Origin of the sequence: Chondromyces crocatus (assembly GCF_001189295.1) — a bacterium.
In the GTDB taxonomy this organism is placed as follows: domain Bacteria; phylum Myxococcota_A; class Polyangia; order Polyangiales; family Polyangiaceae; genus Chondromyces; species Chondromyces crocatus.
Genome location: NZ_CP012159.1, coordinates 7,429,429 through 7,448,694, shown reverse-complemented (window position 1 = coordinate 7,448,694; position 19,266 = coordinate 7,429,429). Strand labels below are relative to the sequence as shown.

The following is a 19,266-nucleotide window of genomic DNA, read 5'->3' as shown; positions in this document are numbered from 1 at the left end:
GCGACGTCCGTCGTCACGGCGCCCGGTGCTCACGCTCTGCTTGCTCTCTCCGCAGATCTTCTCTCATGCGCTCCAGCCGCTCCCGCGCTGCTGGATCCTTCGCCGCGTTCGCCGCACGCAGGGCGAGCCCCACGCCCGCGAGCCCCACGATGAGCCAGAACCCACCGAAGAGCGTCAGAAAAACGACCTTCCCCGAGCGATTGAAGAACCCCGCCCGGATCTGGATCTTCGTCGGCTCGGCGCGCCTGTACAGGACCTCCACCGTCTTGCCGGCGGACAGCCCCACCGCGTAGCCCACCTGGGCTTCGGCGGTCAGCGCCGCTGCGTCCTTCGTCAGGTACGTCACCTCGACGGTGGTGATGTCTTCCGAATCCCGCCCGTCGAAGTGCGTCTTCTTGTGGACCGCCTTCACCTTGCCCGGGACCCGCTCCGCGTCCCGCTCGAACGCGCGCTCTTCCTCCATGTAGTAATGCCGGAGGCCGAAGCACAGCACGGCGGGGAGCAAGAGGAGCACCAGGAACAGCGTCTTCACCGCATCGACCTCAGTACTTCGGCGTCCAGGCCTCGGCGGCGGCGAGCCGCTCGTCGTTCCCGAGCGCGGTGGCCCTCGACCCGAAGCGGGTGTGGTCCTCCTTCGTCCGGTGGAACCGGGCCCGCATCAAGGTCGCCCTGGAGAAGTCCGCCCCCGAGACGTCGGCGTGCGAGAAGTCCGCGTAGGTCAGGTTCGCGCCCACGAACCGCGCCCCCACGCAGCTGGCCTCGTGCAGGATGCACTGCTCCATCACCGCCCCTTCGAAGCTGGCCCCGGACACGTTGGCCCCGCTCAGGAGCGCCTGGGTGAGCTTCGCCCCCTTGAAGCTGGCGAGCTGCGCGTTCGCCCCGAGGAGCAGCGCCCGCTCCAGGTGGGCCTTGTCGAACCGCGCGCTCTGGAGCGTCGCGTCCTTGAAGTTGCACTGCGCGGCCTCCGCGCCCGTGAACACGGTCTCCGTCAGATCGCAGCCCGTGAACTGGGTCAGCGAGAGGCGCATCCCCGAGAGATCCATCCCGGCCAGCTTGCTCCCGATCAGGATGGCGCTCTCCAGGCTCGCGCCGGTCAGCGTCACGCTCGTCAGATCGACGCCCATGAGCACCGTCTGCTTCAGCCGCGCGCCGCGGAGGCTCATGTTCGTGACGCTCGTGGTCTCCAGGAACGACGTCCGGTCGAGGCACGTCTCGTCGAACACCGCGCCCGCCAGCGCACACCTGGCGAACACCGCGACGATCAGGTTCGCGCCCTTGAAGTCCGCGAACGACAGATCCGACTCCGCGACCTGCGCCGAGGAGAGGTTCGCCTCGCAGAACCGCGCCTCCTGGAACTGGCTGCTCGCGACGACCGCGTGCCGCAGCTCCGCGGCGACGAGCTGCGCCCCGCCGAAATCGCAGTGCAGAAGTGCCGCTTCTTCGAGGTTCGCCCTGGAGAGATTCGCCCCCTTGAACGACACCCGCTCGAAGATTCCCCCCGACAGATCGGCGCCCGAGAGGTCCAACCCGGAGAGATCGACCCCGGAGACGATCTCCCCCTCGCGCACGGCCTTGCAGAGTTCGTCTCGGTTCACACGGCACCTCCTCCAGGCGCCGCGACGTGCCGCACCTGGTCCACGAGCGCATCCTCGAACGACGTGGCCTTGTCGCCCACGCTGCGGGCCAGGTCGGCCCGGAAGAGGTTCGCGCCCTTGAAGCTCGCGCCTGCGAGCTTGGCCTTCTGGAGGATGGCTTGCATGAGGTTTGCCGACGTGAGGTTGGCGCCCGTCAGATCCGCGCGGACGAGCAGCGCCCCGATCCCGGTGGCCCGGTAGAGCTTGGCCTTCTTCAGGTTGCACTCCGACAGGTCGGCCCGGTTGAAGTTCGCCCCGCTCATCTCGGCGCCTTCCAGGTTCGTCCCGCGCAGGTTCGACCCTTCGAGCGAGGCGCCGAGGAAGTCGGCCCCCGGGAAGGCCGACTCCTTGACCATCCGCAGGTTCTCGGCCTTCGCGTTACGCCACCGCGTGCGCTCGCCGCGCGCCTCGACGAACACCGACTGTGTCATCGTCGCGCCGGAGAAATCGACATCGTCGAGCTGGCTCTCCAGGAAGCTGCACTTGATGAGCTGGGCGCCCGCGAAGTTCACCCCGGAGAGGTCCACCTGGACGAAGTTCAGCATCACCGCCTCGACCTTCGCGAAGCTCGCGCCCTGGAACTTCGCCTCGAACAGGTCGACCCGGTGCAGCGTCGCCCCGTCGAAGACGGCGCCGGACAGGTCCGCGTACATCAGCGTCGCTCCCGCCAGGTTGATCCCGCCGGTCAGCTTGGCGCCCGTCAGGTTCGCCCGGCCGAGGTTCGCCGCGCGCAGCTCTGCCCCTTCGAGATTCGCGCCCGTGAGGTCGGCGCGCACGAGCACCGCGCCACTCAGCCGAGCCCCCGACAGGTTGGCGCCAGCGAGGCGCGCGCGCTCCAGGAACGCGTGCTCCAGATCGATCCCGGAGAGGTTCAGGCCCGTGAGGTCCACGCCCGTCAGATCGCGCCCCCCGAGGCCCTTGCCGCTCCGGTGGGCGTCGATCACCTCTTCCCGCAGGGCGGCAGCCGCCTTCTCGTCGGGCAGATCCGCCTCCGGGTAGACATGGGCGAACTGCCAGTACGCATGCTGGAGCTGCTGCTCGATCGTGCGCAGGCGCTGCGCGAGTTCCTCGTCGGAGGGCGCCTTCGGATCGACGGGGATCGCGATCCCCGCTGCCTTCATGTGTTCCCGGGAGAGGCGGAGGTTCTCCATCTCCTTCTCGGCCGAGAACTTCGGCGGCCCCCCGCCACCCTTCTGGGTGTCCGCGAGCGTCTTCTCGTAGTCGAGGCCCGCCTGCGCGCAGGTCTCCTTCAGGTCGGCCTTGGCCTTCGCCATCGCGTCGTCGGCCTGTTTCCGGGCGTCTGCGACCTGCGCATCGGCGGCCTCCAGGTAGTCCGGGAGTTCTTCGAGTGAAGGGACCTTCTCCGGCTCCGGCGCCTTGGGCACGTGCTTGTCCGGATCGAGCCCCATCGCCACCATCTGGGCGCGGCTCTTCTCCAGCTCCTTCTCCAGCCGCTTGCGCTGGTTCCTCTCCTGCAGGTTCTTCGTGACCGAGAGGTCGTCCATGTCCGACCCCTTCGCGTCAGGGAGCGGCACCTCGGGCGGCGCCTCCGGCGGCAGCAGGTCGGAGTCCTTGAGGGCGAGCAGCGCCCCTCTCTTCTTGTCGAGCCGCCCGGCGAGCACCTCGCGGTAGTGATCGATCGACCTCGCCGGCGCCCCGAGCGTCTCTGCCGCGACCACCAGGTGGGCCACGTCGTGGGCGTCGTCCTCGCTCAGCGTCGTCGTGCCGCGGAAGATCACCACCCCGCGCCCCGCGCTCGGCAAGAGGTGGACCGTGTCGAGCCGCGTCGGGATCTCCCGGAACACGTCCCCGTCCTTCGTCTTCTGCGTGATGAAGCACCGCCCTCGCACGCCCGGGAGCCGCGAGGTCTGCACCGGGTGGTCGGGATGCATGTTCTCCACCCGGAAGGGCTCGTCACCGCGCAGCTCGCCCTCGAACCGCTGGTCCTTCGGCGCCACGTTGAAGAGCGAGAGATCCGCGTCGTCCGCGAACCCCGGGAAGCGTTCCTCCAGCCAGCGCTTGTCGTACGTACCGAACTTGTCGGCCCGCTGCGGCCAGGTGATGTCGTACGCCCCGAAGCCCTCGGGTGCGGGCCGATCCTCCGGCTTCTTCAGCAGGGTCTTCGGGTTCTCGACGTTCGGCAGCGGATGGATCTCCTTGCCCTGCGCGTCCTGGATCTTGGCGATGCCTTTCCCCAGCGGGTTCTGCGCAAAACCTGGCCCCCCGAAGGCGTTCGACCAGGTGATGGGCATCCGGGTGAACGGCACCGGCTTCGAAGGCCCGCCGAAGTCCCACACCCGATCGCCGACCACGTACAGCCGCTTGTCCACGGAGCCGAGCTGCACGCGCACGGCACAGACGGGCTGCGGCGTCCCCCCGGCGGGGCAGGCGCTCCCCGTCACCAGCAGCTCCGGCGACGGCTTCGGCATCACCTCGTCGAACGCGAGATCCCGGCCCAGCTCCTCGGCGAGGAGCTGCCAGAGCCGCACCTCCGGCAAGAGGAACGACGGCGACTCGAACGGGAAGAACGCCAGGATGGAGACCGTGAAATAGAAGTCGCCCCGGTACTCCCACGAGCGCGTGAGCACGCCGAGGCGCTGCGGCTTGATGACCTTCATGAAAAGATGCTGATGCCGACGAGGTGCAGGAGCGTCCCGAGGTTCTTGAACCCGACGCCGCCGGTCTCGAACTTGAGGGCCTTCTGGTCGTACTTGATCGACGCCACGTCGATGTCGATGCCCGCGGTCACCGACAGGCTGGCGCTGAGCTTCGCGTCGAGCCGGAGGCCCGCGGTGATGTTGGCGGAGATCGACGCCTGGAGCAGGAAGTTCGCCGACAGGTCGAACGTCGCCTTGCCGCCCACGTTCAGTGCGTAGGCGAAGCCCAGGGTCCGGCTGTCCTTGGCCGCCGTCCAGAACTTGGAGGAGGCCGCGGTCGTCTGGGAGAAGCTCTCGGTGATGTTCTGCGTGTAGCTGCCGTTCACCACCTGGGTGATGGCGCCCGTCGTCAGGATGTGCTGGCCGGTGACGGTCTGGGTGAGATCTTCACCGACCGTGAAGAGCATGCCGTTCGCGACGAGGTAATCGTTCGCATTCTTCGTCGAAATCGTCAGCTTGCCGGTGCTCAGGATGTCGGTCGTGAGCGCCGTGTCGATCTTCGTGAGGCCGGCGGTGACGTTCACTTCGTATTTCGAGCCGTTGATCGTGGTCGTCGAGTCGCTCTCGACGGTCGTCGTCATCGAGGCCGTGTCCACGGCGATGGCGTAGTTGCCGGTCTTGACCTGGAGCTTGGTGTCCCCCTCGACCACGGTCGTCGACGTGCCGGTGTCGACGTTCAGCTCGTGGACCCCGGCCTGCACGGTGGTCTTCCAGTCGTCCTTGATGGTCGCCGTCCACGACCCGCCGCCGTTCTGGCCGACGAACTGGTCGAAGTCCTTGCCCGCCGTGAGCAGCGTGTTGTCGTCCGTCTTCATGATGAACTCGTGCTCCGCGTTGGGGGACCCCATGCGGAGGTACGAGTTCGAGTACGGCGTCGACAGCGTGATGCGCTGCTGCCCGGCCTTGTCCTCGATCTCCAGCCGGTTTCTGCCGCCCGTCTGGAGCACGTTCTTCGTGTAGTTGCCGCTCGTCACCGGGCTCGGCGTGAGCGCGTTCGGCACGACGCCGGTGATGACCGGCCGGTCCGGATCGCCGCCGAGGAAGCTGAAGATGATCTCCGTCTCCTTGCGCAGCGGGAAGTGGAAGCCCTCGATGCTCCCGCCGTGCGGCTGCACCATGCGCACGAACGTCGACGCCCGCCCGTTCTTCAGGCCCGACTCGTCGAACTTGAACCGCACGCAGTACCGGCCCTGATCGTCGATCTGTGCGTACTCGCTCTCGGCGGGCCCATCGACCGTCCCGTTCTCGAACCCGTAGATCCGCGGCCACGCTACCCGGCTCGCCGCCCGGAACTGCGTCTCGGCGGGAATCGCCACGACGTCGACGAAGTACACCTCCTCGTGCTCCATCTGGATGAAGTCACGGAACGCCGAGTTGTTCCCTTGCTGGTTGCCCCAGTGCGTGGCCTCGATGGCGACGTACCTCGCGTTGAACGCCGCGCGCGAGTGCTCCTCCAGCTCGAACTCGTGGCCCGGCCGGAGGTGGGTGCGGCTCCCGGTCGCATGGAACAGCACCTGCCGCGTGAGCAGCTCCTCGGCGCGCATCTTCGCCAGCCGCTCGCCGGCCGCGGCGCTGAAGAACCGCTCGCCGTAGAGGCTCACCTCGCCAGCGCCGTTCTCCGCCACGTCCGCAGAGCCTGCGAGGCGCAGGTTCGGCTTCGCGTAGTCGTAGTCCTTGTAGAGGACCTTCGTCGGCAGCGTCCGGTGCTTGCACGTGAAGGTGCGGAAGGAGAGGCCGGCGCTCCGGTCTTGCCCGAGCTGCGGGTGGTAGCGCACGGGGGCGCCGAGGAGATCGTCCTCGTACGTCCTGTCGTCGCAGAGGATGAGCTTCTCGCCCCACTCGCCGTGCTCGAAGAAGTAGAAGATGCCCTCGCGCTCCATCCACCGCGAGAGGAAGTCGAGATCACTCTCGCGGTACTGGCAGACGTGCTCCTCGACCGAGTACTTCCCGAGACGCAGCTCGAAGTCGTCCGGCCCGAAGCCGTTCTCCGCGAGCACCGCCTTGAGGATGTCCGGCAGCGCCATCTTGGTGAAGATCCGGCTGTGCTTCGAGAGCCCGAGCAGCCAGAGGCGCGGGACCAGCACCGCGCGAAAGAGCGAGAGCCCCTCCACCTCGTGCAAGAGGTCCACGGCCGCCAGGATCCCCGAGAAGTGGTAGGGGGGAATCCGGTCCGCTTCCCGGTCGAGGGTGAGCACCGCCTTGGCGCCGATGGCGTCCCCCAGGTCGAGCTGCTCGCCGGTCCCGTCCGTCAGCGAGAAGAAGATCTCGAACTCGTACGGCGTCGAGATCGCCTCCGTGCCTCGGAACGCAACCACGCGACCCGTCTCGGGAACTACGCTTGAAACTAGCTTGATCAGGTCTTCCACGTACGGCCTCACTGGATGTGGCGGTGCGCGCAGCATACCGGCCCTTGATGTGCGTCCAAAGCAGAGTCGACGTGCCCTGGATGCGGTTCTTCGAGAGCCAGTGCTTTTTCGGACCGATCACGGCGCGAGACGGCGTCATCGAGGCGTCGGCGCCGGCGGTGGGGGTGGAATGCTGAAGGAAGCGTGCCGCTGGCCGTCGGTGACCTGACCAAACTGTGACGAAACCGCGGAAGGGCATGTGGAGGTGGGGCTTCGGGCGTTCAAGGAATGCCTGGGCGTCGGCGTGGCCTCTGGGATGGGCTCATGAGGTGGATGCTGAGCGGAGGCCCGCTCTGGAGACGGCAGCGAGGGGTCGCAGCGTGGACGCAACGCGTCGAAGGCCTCCAGAGAAGCGTCGCCGAGGGAGGCCGAGGCTCCGGGAGGGCCTGGAGGAAAGTCGCTGAAGGCGCCAAAGGCTCTTGGCGGCGTTGAAGGAAAGTCGCTGAAGGCGCCAAAGGCTTTTGGCGGCGTTGAAGGAAAGTCGCTGAAGGCGCCAAAGGCTTCTGGCGGCGTTGAAGGAAAGTCGCTGAAGGCGCCAAAGGCTTCTGGCGGCGTTGAAGGAAAGTCGCTGAAGGCGCCAAAGGCTTCTGGCGGCGTTGAAGGAAAGTCGCTGAAGGCGCCAAAGGCTTCTGGCGGCGTTGAAGGAAAGTCGCTGAAGGCGCCAAAGGCTTCTGGCGCCCTTCGCGGCGTTTCGTTGCGAGCTTCCAAGGCTTGGCGTGGCTGCTGGCCGCCTGTCGTTGGGCTCGCGCCATGCTGCGCGTTCTCGAGTGCGCTTCCTGCCAGCGTAGGGAGGGGAAGTGACGCGGAGGGCCGAGCGTCTGGACCGTGAGGATGTTCTGAACGGACCTGTCGCCCAGGAGGCTGGCCTCCAGCGTGGACATGCGGGCCCAGGGGTCAGGGCGACCCATCCGAGCGCTCACGGGATGACGTCGGCGAGGTGAGCGACGGCGCCCGCAGGTGGGCTCGCCAGAGACGCTGCCGAGCGCCGAGGGGGCGGCGAGCCCGGATCGGCACCTTGCCCTCGTCGAGCCGGGCCTGATCCTCGGATCCGTGCGTCGGCCTTCGGAACCGTGCTCCGGCGTTCAGCGGCCACCTGGGCGCGCTGTGGGTGATGTATCGTCGGGGGCGAACATGGATCTCGTCTCCGCCAGCCCGCTCAAGGTCGGCTCACTTCTCTGGCAGCCGCGACCCGCCGTCTGGATGATCACCGTGGTCTGCAAGGCGACGTATGTCCTGCGACCGATCCAGTCCGTCTTCTCGCGGGAGCAGGAGCCCATCCACGAGGCGGACGAGTACTGGAACGGTGACGAGCAACGCAGCCTGAAGGTGGCGAGCGACATGGCGCCCATCAAGCGGCGCGCGGACGTCATCCTGGTGGGCAACGTCTATGCGCCCCGAGGGCAGCCCGTGTCGTCGCTGGTGGCGCGGCTCGTCGTCGGCGAGGTGGACAAGGCGATCGAGGTCCATGCCGATCGCGCGTGGGCGCTGGACGGGCAGCTCATCGCCGGGCCGCGCTTCACCGGGATGCCGCTGCTGTACGAGCGGGCCGCGGGCGGGCCAGGGACGTCGAACCCGGCAGGGGTGCGCGCCGATGCGCGCGCCGACGTGTTCGGGCGGGTGCCGCTACCGAACCTGCAACCGCCGGGGATCTACGTGGCGCAGCGGGGGGTCGCGGTTCCCCCCGTCGGGTTCGGTCCCATCGCGCATCGATGGCCGGATCGGCTGGCGAAGCTCTACCGGCACGCCGCGACCTGGGACGACCGGAGGTGGATGGAGCGGCCGCTGCCAGAGGACATCGACGCCGCGTTCTTCAACGTGGCGCCACCCGATCAGCAGGTCGGTGCGCTCCGGAACGACGAGCGGATCATCCTGGAGAACCTCCACGCCGAGCACGCGCGGCTCGTGACGAGCCTGCCAGGGATCTTCCCGCGCGCGGTGGTGGAGCGCGCCGATGGCACGTCGCAGGAGCTGGGGCTGCGGTGCGATACCCTGACGATCGACACCGCGAGGGGGATCTGCACCCTGGTGTGGCGTGGTCAGGCCGCGCTTTCCTGGCAAAACGAGCCGGGTCGGCTGGTGGTCACCGCCGAGGGGCCGGGGATGCAGGAAGCGCAAGCGAGCCTCTCGGCAGCGAGCACCGCGGTGGCCCCTCTCGCGCCCGCGAGCACCGTGGTGGCCCCTCTCGCGCCCGCAAGCGCCGAGGCTGGTGCGTCCGCGCCGCCGCAGGAGGGGACGAAGCGGACGTGGAAGACCACGCAGCCGGGGAATTTGCCCGTCATGGGTGCCGTGCTGCCCTTCACGCCGGAGACGCAAGGGCGGGCGCCCGCGGCAGCGTCGACGGCGGACGCTGCGTCGAGCAGCCTCGCGGTCGGAGCGCGGGGCCAGAGCGCCGAGTTCACACCGCCGTCGAGCCGTTTCGATGCCGGGGCGCAGATCCAAGGCGCTCCGCTCGTGCCGGAGCTGGGGCAGACGCCGGGGGCTTCGCTCGTGCCGGAGCTGGGGCAGACCCAGGCTGGGTCGTTCGTATCGCCGTTGAGCGTGCTGCCGTTCACCACGCCGGATCGCGCTGGCGCTTCCCTTCCCACCTCGGTGGCACCGCCGCCGCCGTTGCCGCCGCCGCCACCACCACCACCACCGTACGAGGCTCCGCCGGAGCCGAAGTTCGCGTGGGGGGTGGAGGCCGACAGGGCGAGGCCGACCTCGGTGGCGCCGCCGACCTCGGTGGCACCGCCGCCGCTGCAAGAGGCGCCGCCGCCGCTGCCGCCGCCGATGCGGATGCAAGAGGCGCCGTCGCCGCCGCCGATGCGGATGCAAGAGGCGCCGCCACCGCTGATGCGGCTGCAAGAGGCGCCGCCGCCGCTGATGCGGCTGCAAGAGGCGCCGCCGCCGATGGCTCAGGAAACGCCGCCGCCGGTGGTGCAAGGGGCGTCGGCGCCGGCGCCGCCGCCGCTGATCGGGCCGCTGGCGACGGCGGACATGGAGCTGCCGGCGACGCCGCTGGCACAGGCCTCGGCTCCGGTTGCTCCAGCGGCGCTCGAGGCGGCTCCCGAGGAGGCGCCGGTCGAGCTCTCCATCGAGCGCTACTCGGAGATCTGCGCCGAGATCGCGGAGGAACGCGCCCCCCGCGCCGCGGTGCTGGAGCGGCACGAGCTGACCGAACGCGACTTTGGCGCGAACGAGCAGCGCTGGACGAAGGCGCTCGACGAGGAGAGAGCGAAGGGGGCGAGCCGGCTTCGGACGGCGAGCGATCGCGCGTACGTGGAGGCCGTCGAGACGTTCCGTGGGCCCATCACCCTGCCGGAGTACGCGCAGATCGCGATCGGTCTCGAGCGGGGAGGGGCGAAGCAAGTCCTCGACGAGCTGCGGATCCAGCAGCCGGCGCTGATGCGGATCGTCCGCTTGTGGACGAGGAAGATCGCGACCGATCCGAAGCTCGGCGACGAGATGCGGGCGACGATCGCGGAGCTGCGCAGCTCATGACGGGTTGACCGCCGGGTCCGCGCGCCGCGTCCGGCACCAGAGGTGGGTGAGAGATGGCCCTGACGTTGACCAACATTCCGCGGATCATGCGCCACCATGGCTGGAACAACGGTGCGCGGATGCTCGACATCTGGTTCTCGCGTCCGAGCGCGATCGCGCCGGCCTACGGGGCGCCCGACACGACCACCATCACGATGGATGGTTTCGTGCTGACCTATCAGCGCGCGAAGGCGGTCTATGACAAGCTGGTCCAGGAGCAGATCTGGGCGAACCCTGCCGCGCAGGGCGAGGTACGCCGGCTCCTCGCCAGACTGGGCCGGCTCGGTGGAACACGGGCGTGGTTCGGCGACATCAACAGGCCGCCCACGGTCCTCGACGCCGACTACATCAACTTCCGTACGGTGAGCTTCGGCCTGGGGAATCTCGATGATCTGAGCGCTGCGCTCGGTAATTTCACCTACCGGGTGGCCATCGCGGGCGAAGCGGAGGGCCTGTCCGGGGGAGGGACCCGCGTGTACGTGCACCAGGTCGGCATCTACGTGCGGGACTCCTTCGACTTCAACGGCTCGCAGTTCCTCGGCTACTGGGATGACTCCGACAACTCGGTGAGCATGTTGAACTTCCTGTCCGGAGACGGCGTCGAGAACGCCTCCTTCCAGGCCCATCGAAGGCGCACCGGGATGGGCGGTGATTTCCTGATCTACTCCGACACGAAAAAGCTCATGCGGTCACCGCCCGAGATCTTCGATGTCTGAGGTCGGGACCCGTCGGCGACGCTGGCTCCTCATCGGCCTTCTCCTCGTCGCCGCGCTGGTGGCGGCGGTGGTCTTCTTCTCTCCGAGAGAAGAGCTGTACGCGACCTTCACGCGGCCGGATGGTCAGTACCGGGTGGAGGTGTACCGGCGGCCGCTGTGGTTCGGCGTGTTTCCAGGTCAAGGGAGCGACGCGCCCGGGAGGGCCGTGCTGAAGGATCGCGCGGGTCAGGTCCTCGGAGACGTGGAGGTCGAGATGGTCCAGATCGTCTCTGGCGTCGAATGGGAGGAGCATTCGGCGTCGATTCGTGCCGTCGCGCACTGGAAGCTCCCTTGATGCACGACGGTTGTACGACCAAAAACGCGCGATGCGCGAAGGCTCCCGCGCTTGTGCTCACGACTCGACCTGTTAGCCTCCCCGTGGGGAGTGCTTCGATGCACTCCGGCTTTCTTCGCAGGCTGGAGGGGTGGAGGCGACGATGTCGATCACGAATTTGATGGTGTCCGTCGCCTCGGGCGATGCGCTCTCTGTCCGGCAGTTCAGCGTCCAGGAGGCGCTGTCGTCGCCGTTCCTCGTGTCGCTGGTGGTGGCCAGTGACAACCCCAACGTGGACTTCGATGCCGTGGTGGGCCACGGAGCGATGTTCACGATCCAGGGCAAGCAGACGCGCGCCTGGTCGGGGCTCTGCAACCGGTTCGAGCAGACCGGGTTCGAGCAGGAGGGGGTGGCGCTCTACCACCTGAACGTGGTGCCGAGGCTGTGGCTCCTGACCCAGCGGCGCAACCACCGGATGTTCCAGCAGCTCTCGGAGCTGGACATCGTGCGGAAGCTGCTCGACGAGTGGGGCATCGAGCCGGACGAGAAGCTCACCGGCGTCTACAAGAAGCGAAAATACCGGGTGCAGTACGGGGAGAGCGACTTCGCGTTCATCAGCCGCATGCTGGAGGATGCGGGCATCACCTACTACTTCGAGCAGCACGGCGAGGAGACGCGGCTCGTGCTCTCCGACGCGCCACAGACGAACGTGCCACGGACGCCGAAGATCCCGTACCGGGATGGTCACATGTCGGTCGCGTGGGATTACGTGACCGCCGTGCGCATCGGCCGGGAAGTGCGCCCGGGCCGCTACACGATGCGCGATCACGACTACCGGCAGCCGCCGGACTACAAGCTCCTGGCGAAGGCGGAGGGCGGTGACGCGCTCGAACAGCAGCTCGAGCAGTTTCATTACGTGCCGGGATCGTTTCTCTTCGGCGCGGACAAGGGGGAGCCGACGCCGCACGCCGACGATCGGGGCATGACCCGCTCGGACGAGAAGGAGGCGAAGCCCCTGACGCAGCGGCGCCTCGACGCGAAGCGAGGAAACGCGCGGGTTTGCACGTTCGAGACCAACGCGCTCGACCTCGCACCTGGGATGGTGATGAACATGCTCGACCACCCGCGCGCCGAGCTGAGCGAGGGGGAGGGCCTGCTGGTGATCTCGTCGACGCTGAGCGGGACGCCGATGAACGTGGCCCACGGCTGCGAGGTGCGGAGCGCGTCGGTCCCCTACCGTCCGCGGCTGCGGACACCGAAGCCCAAGGTGTCCGGCGTGGAGAGCGCGACGGTGGTCGGGCCGAAGGGGGAAGAGATCCACACCGACGAATTCGGCCGCGTGCGCGTGCATTTCCACTGGGATCGCGAGAGCTCGATGAACGAGCAGAGCTCGTGCTGGATCCACGTGAGCCAGAGCTGGGCGGGCGCGGGCTTCGGGACGACGCATCTCCCGCGGATCGGGCAGGAGGTGCTGGTCGACTTCCTCAGCGGCGATCCGGACCGGCCGGTCGTCGTGGGGCGCGTCTACACGAACCTCCAGAAGACGCCGTACAAGCTGCCGGATCACAAGACGCAGACAGGGTGGAAGAGCAACTCGACCGGAGGGACGGGCGGCTACAACGAGATCATGTTCGAGGACATGGGCGGCAGGGAGCTCCTCCGGATGCAGGCCGAGCGGGACCTGAACAAGCTCGTGAAGCGCAACGAGTCGGTGACGGTCGGTCTCAACCGCTCGAAGTCCGTGGGCAACGACGACAGCCTCACGGTGGGCAACGACCGGACCCGCATGGTCGGGAACAACGAGAGCGTGACCATCGGATCGAACCAATCGATCACGGTGGGCGTAGATCAGACGATCACGGTGGGCGGCAAGCAGACCGAGACCATCATGGACGACCGGACGCTGACGCTCACGGGCAACCTCACGGAGACGATCATCGGCAACGCCACGCTCACCCAGCTCGGCAACCAGACCGAGATGCTCTCGGGCAACCGGTCGGAGACGATCGCCGGCGACATGTCGCTGATCCAGCTCGGGAGCCAGACGGAGCTGCAAGCCGGGAGCCGGATGCTGCTGCAGCTCGGCAGCGAGACGGAGATCCGGCTCGGGAGTGAGCTGCACGTGCAGCTCGGCACCGAGACGCAGGTGCGGATCGGGACGTCGACGCATTTCCATGCAGGGACACAGACGGAGACCGTGACGTCCGAGAAGACGATCAACACGCCGATCATGACCATCAACGCCGCGACGAAGGCGGTGGTGAGGGCGGCCCTGATCGAGCTCATCGCCTCCGGGGAGGTGAAGATCAACGGCGCCAAGGTCAGCGTCAATGCCGGCGCCATCGACGTGATCGCCAGCGGCGTGACGGACATCAAGGGGAGCATCATCAAGCTGAACTGCTGATGGATGGCCTGAACCTCACCCCGTACCCCGCCATGCTGCTCACCACGGTGCTCGACGACGAGCGGCTGGGTGGGTCGATGATCACGCGGGCCACGTTCGACCTCTCCGACGGGGAGCTCACGCCTTCCCCCGAGCAGCCGTGGATCGTGTCGGTGGAGCCGTGGGAGTCGCCGCTGGGCCCCTTCGACCCGGACCAGCCCTTCCGGACCGATGGGGTGGATCTCCTGGTCCGAGGCGACGCCTGCGCGCCCAAGGGGGAGCCCGCGAAGGAGGTGCCGCTCTCCGTGGAGGTCGGGAGCTTCCGCGCGTCGGCCGTGGCCATCGGTCCGCGGGTCTGGGGCAGGCTGCGCTCGGGCGCGCTGGTGCCGACGGATCCCGTGGCCTTCACCACGCTCCCCATCGGCCTCTCGGCGGCCTACGGCGGCGTGGGGGAGGTCGACGGGCAGAAGGCCCCGTACCCCTTGAACCCCCTCGGGAAGGGCTTCTACGGCGAGGAAGGGGCCGCGCTCCACCAGCCCCTCCCGGAGATCGAGGACCCTGCCGCCAGGATCAAGCGGTGGGACGATCGGCCCGACCCGGTGGGCTTCGGCCTCTGCCAGTTCCCGCACCCGCTGCGTCTGCGAGAGTCCGTCCTCCTGGACGGGCGCCCGGCGGCGGAGGCAGGCGCGCGGATGGATCCCGGCAAGCCGCGGCCGAAGATCGAGCCGTCCCACCGGATGTTCAACCGCGCCTTCCCCAAGCTCATCGCTCCGAGCGTCGCGCCAGGGGATCTCGTCACGGTCACCGGCTTCTCGGCCGATGGGCCGCTCTCGTTCCGCATCCCGCCGACGCTGCTGCGGGTGTACCTCGCGTTCGGGGAGAAGCTCGTGGAGCGGACGCCCTCGATCGAGGCCGTGGGCATCGACGTGCCCGCGCGCAAGGTCTTCCTCGGGTATCGCTACCCGTTCCGTTACGTCTTCGTCCCTCACCAGCGCAGGGTCGTCACCCTGTTCACCGTGGAGGCATAGCGCGTGGCCTTCCATCTTTTGCTTTTGAAATGGCACCCGATGGTCGGGTGCGACCTCCACCTCGAGCTCACCTTCACCTGGCCTCCGGTGCCAGTGCCCTTCACGCCGCACGTCGTCGGCCAGCGCCTCGCGGGGTTCGGCGGCGCGGACATGACGAGCGACACCGTCCTCGCGAACAACTGGAACATCATCCGGCGCGACTCGGACATCAGCTACGGCATCCCCCACGTCCCGATCCCGGTCTTCCCGCCCTGCGTGCTGGCCTTGCTCTGGACGGGCCTCAGCGGCTCGAAGAGCTACTTCGGGCCGAGCACCGTGCACGGGAATGGCAAGCCGATCGCCGCTGCGCTCTTGATCACCCAGAACCCGCAGCTCAACTGCGACGACCCGTTCCCGCTGCCGACCGGCATGGCCTTCTCGTGGTCGAACGTCGTGTGTGGGCTCAGCTGGGGCGACATCATCGGTGGGCTTCTGGCGATGGCGTTCGACATGGCCGTCGGCTTCGTGCTGAACAAGATCGGCGGGAAGCTCGGGGGGAAGGTCGTGGGGAAGTTTGCCCCCGCGGCCTCCAAGGTGGTCGTCGAAGCCATCAACCTGACCGTCAACGCGGTCTTCCAGCAGCTCACGGGCTCGCCCATCGGTTACTCGTTCAGCGTGCCCGAGAAGCTCTTCAGCCCCTATGCCAACCCCGGCAACTGGGGAAAGACGCTCGGTCACGGGCTCGGCAACCTGATCGACGGCCAGCCCTTCAGCTTCGGGAATGACCTCAACGTGGATCAGCATTGAAGGCGACGGGCTTCACCCCGTGCGTGGCGCAGCTCTCGACGACGGACGAGCGGGGGGCGCCCATGCTGTCGGTGCTCGTCAAGCGCACCTACGTGCTCGATGGGGACACCTGCGTGACCGCGCCCGAGCAGGCGCAGCTCCAGGGCCTGCGCGTCGACCCCGAGGAGCCCGAGGTGGTGCTCGACGAGGCCGACATCTGGCCGCTGAAGCGGCTCACCGACGTCGTGGTGCGAGGGCATGCCTACCCGCAGTGGTCGAGGGGCGAGGGCACCGCGGCGGTCGGGTTCGGTGAGTTCAGGAAAGAGATCGCCGTGATCGGCGACCGGCGCGCGACCCTCCACGGAGGCCGCGTGGTCTTCAGCGACCCCACGCCCGTCCAGAAGGTGCCCCTGCGCTACAGCCACGCCTACGGCGGCTACGACCGCATCGCCGAGGCGAAGTTCGGCAACCCGTGCAGTGAGCTGAAGCCCTACCTCTCCCCGATGCTCGCGGGCTGGAGGTACAGTCCTTACCGCTACCCGCGCAACGGTGTCGGCAAGGGCTTCGTGATCGAGGCGACCGCCGAGGCGCTCGAAGCGGCCGGGCTGCCGAACCTCGAAGATCCCGCAGACCGCCTGACGCCTTCGCGCCTCGCCGTCGGATCCCCGCTGGCCTGGCCGAAGATGCCGCTGCCCTGGTGCACGGACTGGGCGAGCCTGGGCACCTTCCCGCGCTACGCCTACCTCGGAGGTCGTCCCGAGCACGAGCCGCTCCCCAACGACTTCCCCGAGGTGCAGCGCGGTTTCCTCGCCCAGGGCTTCCCGCGGCGCGACGCGTCCCCCGAGGACATGTTCAGCGACCGGGTGTTCAACGCGGGGGCGTTCGGCCTCCAGATGGGCCCGATCACGGCCCCGGCCGTCGGGAGCGTCGTCTTCCGGCTGAGCCATGTGCACCCGCGGCGGCCGCAGATCGCGTTCCGGCTGCCGTCGAACGCGCCGGTGATCAAGGTCGATGGGCGCAACGGGCGGCTCCTGGCCACGGAGCCGGTGCTCCATCATGTGGTGATCGAGCCGGATCTCGATCGGGTGACCGTGCTGTGGCGGGGCGCGGCACCTGCGCTCCGTCGCTACGCGATGGAGGAGCTCGTCGACATGCCGCTGGAGGTGAGCTGGTGACGACGGACGAAGGACGTGACGCGCAAGGGGGAGAGATGGTCCTCCGGTCGGGCTACGCGGTCGACGTGGTCGACGGGGGCGGCCACGAGGTGCTCCGGTTGCGGGCGCCGGACGGGCGGATCTGCCTGAAGATCGCGCTGTCGCCGTCAGGGCCCGAGGTCGAGCTGTCCAGCGTGGGGCTCTCGATCGTGTCCGATGGTGACGTGCGCGTCGCGTGCGATCGCTTCGAGGTGGCGGCGAAGCGTGGGCTCACGCTCGCGACGGGCGGGGATCTCCGCGCAGAGGCCGAGGGGCAGATCGAGACCGAGGCGTTCGGCCAGCGGCACCGCGCGCGGCTCGGGGACATCGCGCTTCAGGCGAACGACGACGTGTCGCTCGACGGGGAGCGGATCCGCTTGAACACGCCGCAGCCGCTCACGCCGCAAGGGAAGCTCCCGCCGAGGTGATGCGGGGGCTGGAGTTCACCTGCGCGGAGGCATGAAGGTCATGAATCCTGGAGCAGCCTGGCACGGGGGGGGCAGCGCGGGGCCGCGCCGCTTCGAGGCGGCGGGCAAGCCAGGGAGAGCGTTCTGGATCGGCGCCATGGGTCTGGGGGCCGCGCTGCTCGTGGGGCTCGGCGTCCTGTCCATGGTGCTGCCGAAGCAGGTGATGAACGCGGTGATGCCCGTCTTCATGATCGTGTTCCTCGGCGGCTACCTCGTGTTTTTCGTGTTCGGGCTGCGCGGCAAGAAGGTGCTCCTCGACGTTCATGGCGATCGCGTCGTGCTCGACGAGGGCCGAGGCGGGGAGTTTCCGTTCTCGGGGGCGGCGCTCAGCCTCTGGCACATGGCCAGCGTCGGGGTCGACATGGGCACCGTACTGCACCTTTCGGGCGGTGGTCGCAGGCTGCTGATCGGCGGCCGTGATCACCGGCCAGGCGCCGGGCTGACCATGAGCGCGCCCCCCGTGGACAGCGTCGACGTCTTCCTGCCCGCCGACGCCTTCGACGCGCTGCTCGCCTGCGTGTCCTCGGCGACCGTGGCGCCGCGCGCTGCCAGTGGCCCGTGGCGTTGCGCCCTCTTGCCCAGCACGATCTCGCCGCGGAACCTGCTCGCGACGATGGCTCCGTGGCTCGGCAGCGTGGTGCTCACCGGGGTGGTGAGCATGGCGCTCGCAGCGCTGGGGGGCCTCGACTCGGGGCTCGGGAGGATGATCGCGCTGCCGCTGCTCGGGGTCATCCTCGTGGCCGGCCTCGTGCTGACCGTGACGCGTTCGATGCGGAAGGGGCCGGCACTCGAGATCGAGGTGGACCCGCGCGAGCTGCGCCTGCGTGATCCAGGGACTGGCAGGGTGCTCGCCGCCGCGCCACCTTCCGCCATCGCCACGGCGCGCGGGGTCTACCGGGTCTACTCGCGCGGCGCCGTGTTCGACTATGCGACGCTCGCGCTCCGCATCCCGGGTCACGAAGACGTGATCCTCTACGTCCAAGATACGCGGTTCGGGTGGGGCGACGCGGTGCAGCGCGGGTCCGCGCCGGCCTATGTCGTCGGTCCGCCAGACTGGATCACGCTCGTCGAGATGTTCGGTGCACGGCCGTTCCTCGTGGTGCGCGGTAGCTGATCCGGCCGCCGTGGCCGGGCGGGGATCCGGAGCGAGAAGTCGCGCCTACTGAACGAACATCGCAGGAAAGCCCAGCGGTGGTTCTCTGGGGAACGTCCCGTTGGGAACTGGATAAGGCGGCTTCGTCTGCCAGAACATGCCGAAGATATTGACGCATGACTCGAACCGCCAGGTCGAACTGCTGCACAGGATGCGGTTACACGTACTGCCATCTACCTTGTAGATTTGCGTGCCAACCTTGAAGCCATCCGCTTCGTAGGTAATTCCTGCCTTCGCAGGCGTGAAAGGATACGAACCGTTCTCAGGGATGACCCACGCTGCGTGTCGGCCAATGCAACTGCCATCGTAGGTGAGCTTTCCTATGTTTTCCAAAAACGGGCAGGCGCAAAGGCTCTTCGTTTTCATGGTGCCTTCCTCTGTGGCACCAGGATTCATCGTTCCGAATCGGCTCAGCGCTTCTGTACGGACCACGGCGAAACGATCGCCGCTCTTCTCTAGGGCGTCTTGCTGGGCGAGCACGCTCTCGATTTCACCGATGCTGTCCGTGGGCACGACCGCAATCATGACGCGCGTTGAAGCTGCGCCCGGCACCTCGAAGACCAACAGGCCTTCTCCGACGGACGGACCGGCCTCGATTTCGGGGACTCGCACGGTATGGTCTGCAGACCATGGCGCGTCCACCTCGCGCAGACTTCCTCTGAAATGGAGGTCCCCCTCGAGGCGAAGATGGACCCACTCTTCGACGTGTTCGCGGTCATGCACTGGCAAATACTGGCTGCGAACCGGGAGCGTCGCACCTTGCTCGAGGACGATGAGAATTTTGCGTTCCTCGACCGTCTCACGCGCGGGGGACTCAGGCGAGTCCGAACTCGGGATAGGATCTTGCGGTTCGGACCCGCTGCACGCCGCGATGCATGCGACGGCCGTGGCGATCAGCAAGGCGGGGATGTCCCTTTGGGTTGTGCGTGAACGCATGGGCTACTCCTTTCCGGAGACCGGGGCATAGCGGGTCGTGGGCCGAGCGTCTGTACGCAAACCTGCGTATGGCGCGGAGGCGAATCTTGGATTCCCG

14 protein-coding genes are annotated in these 19,266 nt (G+C 68.0%); 9 read left to right on the top strand and 5 right to left on the bottom strand.

The genetic code is table 11. The features are described from left to right. Window positions 1-13 precede the first annotated feature (13 nt). The 4 genes from CMC5_RS26760 to CMC5_RS26745 are packed head-to-tail and all read right to left on the bottom strand — an operon-like array spanning window position 14 to window position 6,693. A complete protein-coding gene (locus tag CMC5_RS26760) occupies window positions 14-532 on the bottom strand; it encodes a DUF3592 domain-containing protein (RefSeq protein ID WP_050433079.1) in 519 nt (172 codons plus the stop codon). 10 nt (window positions 533-542) lie between these two features. Continuing rightward, window positions 543-1,595: a pentapeptide repeat-containing protein gene (locus CMC5_RS26755; RefSeq protein WP_050433078.1), complete on the bottom strand. Its 1,053-nt coding sequence runs from the start codon at window positions 1,593-1,595 to the stop codon at window positions 543-545. Next, window positions 1,592-4,252, bottom strand: a complete 2,661-nt coding sequence (locus CMC5_RS26750) for a DUF2169 family type VI secretion system accessory protein (protein WP_050433077.1) — start codon at window positions 4,250-4,252, stop codon at window positions 1,592-1,594. The genes CMC5_RS26755 and CMC5_RS26750 overlap by 4 nt, the downstream gene beginning before the upstream one ends. Next, window positions 4,249-6,693 carry a type VI secretion system Vgr family protein gene (locus CMC5_RS26745; RefSeq protein ID WP_281180729.1) on the bottom strand — a complete coding sequence of 815 codons (2,445 nt, stop codon included), beginning with the start codon at window positions 6,691-6,693 and terminating at the stop codon, window positions 4,249-4,251. The genes CMC5_RS26750 and CMC5_RS26745 overlap by 4 nt, the downstream gene beginning before the upstream one ends. A 1,134-nt stretch (window positions 6,694-7,827) precedes the next feature. Here CMC5_RS26745 and CMC5_RS26740 point away from each other — a divergent pair. The 9 genes from CMC5_RS26740 to CMC5_RS26700 all read left to right on the top strand — a co-directional run bounded on the left by CMC5_RS26740 (window position 7,828) and on the right by CMC5_RS26700 (window position 18,194). Then, window positions 7,828-10,176, top strand: a complete 2,349-nt coding sequence (locus tag CMC5_RS26740; RefSeq protein ID WP_050433075.1) for a DUF2169 family type VI secretion system accessory protein — start codon at window positions 7,828-7,830, stop codon at window positions 10,174-10,176. Between the two features lie 53 nt (window positions 10,177-10,229). Then, on the top strand, window positions 10,230-10,931 hold the full coding sequence (locus CMC5_RS26735) for a DUF6402 family protein (RefSeq protein ID WP_050433074.1): 702 nt from the start codon (window positions 10,230-10,232) through the stop codon (window positions 10,929-10,931). After that, entirely contained in the window at window positions 10,924-11,265 is a 342-nt protein-coding gene (locus CMC5_RS26730; protein WP_050433073.1) for a hypothetical protein, read from the top strand. Before CMC5_RS26735 ends, CMC5_RS26730 begins: the two co-directional genes overlap by 8 nt. Before the next feature lie 142 nt (window positions 11,266-11,407). Next, complete coding sequence (locus CMC5_RS26725) at window positions 11,408-13,648, top strand: type VI secretion system Vgr family protein (RefSeq protein WP_218920073.1); 2,241 nt, start codon at window positions 11,408-11,410, stop codon at window positions 13,646-13,648. Continuing rightward, complete coding sequence (locus tag CMC5_RS26720) at window positions 13,648-14,655, top strand: DUF2169 family type VI secretion system accessory protein (RefSeq protein WP_050433071.1); 1,008 nt, start codon at window positions 13,648-13,650, stop codon at window positions 14,653-14,655. The genes CMC5_RS26725 and CMC5_RS26720 overlap by 1 nt, the downstream gene beginning before the upstream one ends. Window positions 14,656-14,658: 3 nt before the next feature. Next, entirely contained in the window at window positions 14,659-15,441 is a 783-nt protein-coding gene (locus tag CMC5_RS26715; RefSeq protein ID WP_156338887.1) for a hypothetical protein, read from the top strand. Next, entirely contained in the window at window positions 15,438-16,595 is a 1,158-nt protein-coding gene (locus tag CMC5_RS26710; RefSeq protein WP_050433069.1) for a DUF2169 family type VI secretion system accessory protein, read from the top strand. Before CMC5_RS26715 ends, CMC5_RS26710 begins: the two co-directional genes overlap by 4 nt. After that, entirely contained in the window at window positions 16,592-17,041 is a 450-nt protein-coding gene (locus CMC5_RS26705; RefSeq protein ID WP_050433068.1) for a hypothetical protein, read from the top strand. Before CMC5_RS26710 ends, CMC5_RS26705 begins: the two co-directional genes overlap by 4 nt. A 40-nt stretch (window positions 17,042-17,081) precedes the next feature. After that, entirely contained in the window at window positions 17,082-18,194 is a 1,113-nt protein-coding gene (locus CMC5_RS26700) for a hypothetical protein (protein WP_156338886.1), read from the top strand. 45 nt (window positions 18,195-18,239) lie between these two features. Here the strand turns inward: CMC5_RS26700 and CMC5_RS26695 are convergent, their stop codons facing one another. Next, entirely contained in the window at window positions 18,240-19,169 is a 930-nt protein-coding gene (locus tag CMC5_RS26695; RefSeq protein WP_156338885.1) for a hypothetical protein, read from the bottom strand. Window positions 19,170-19,266: the final 97 nt, after the last annotated feature.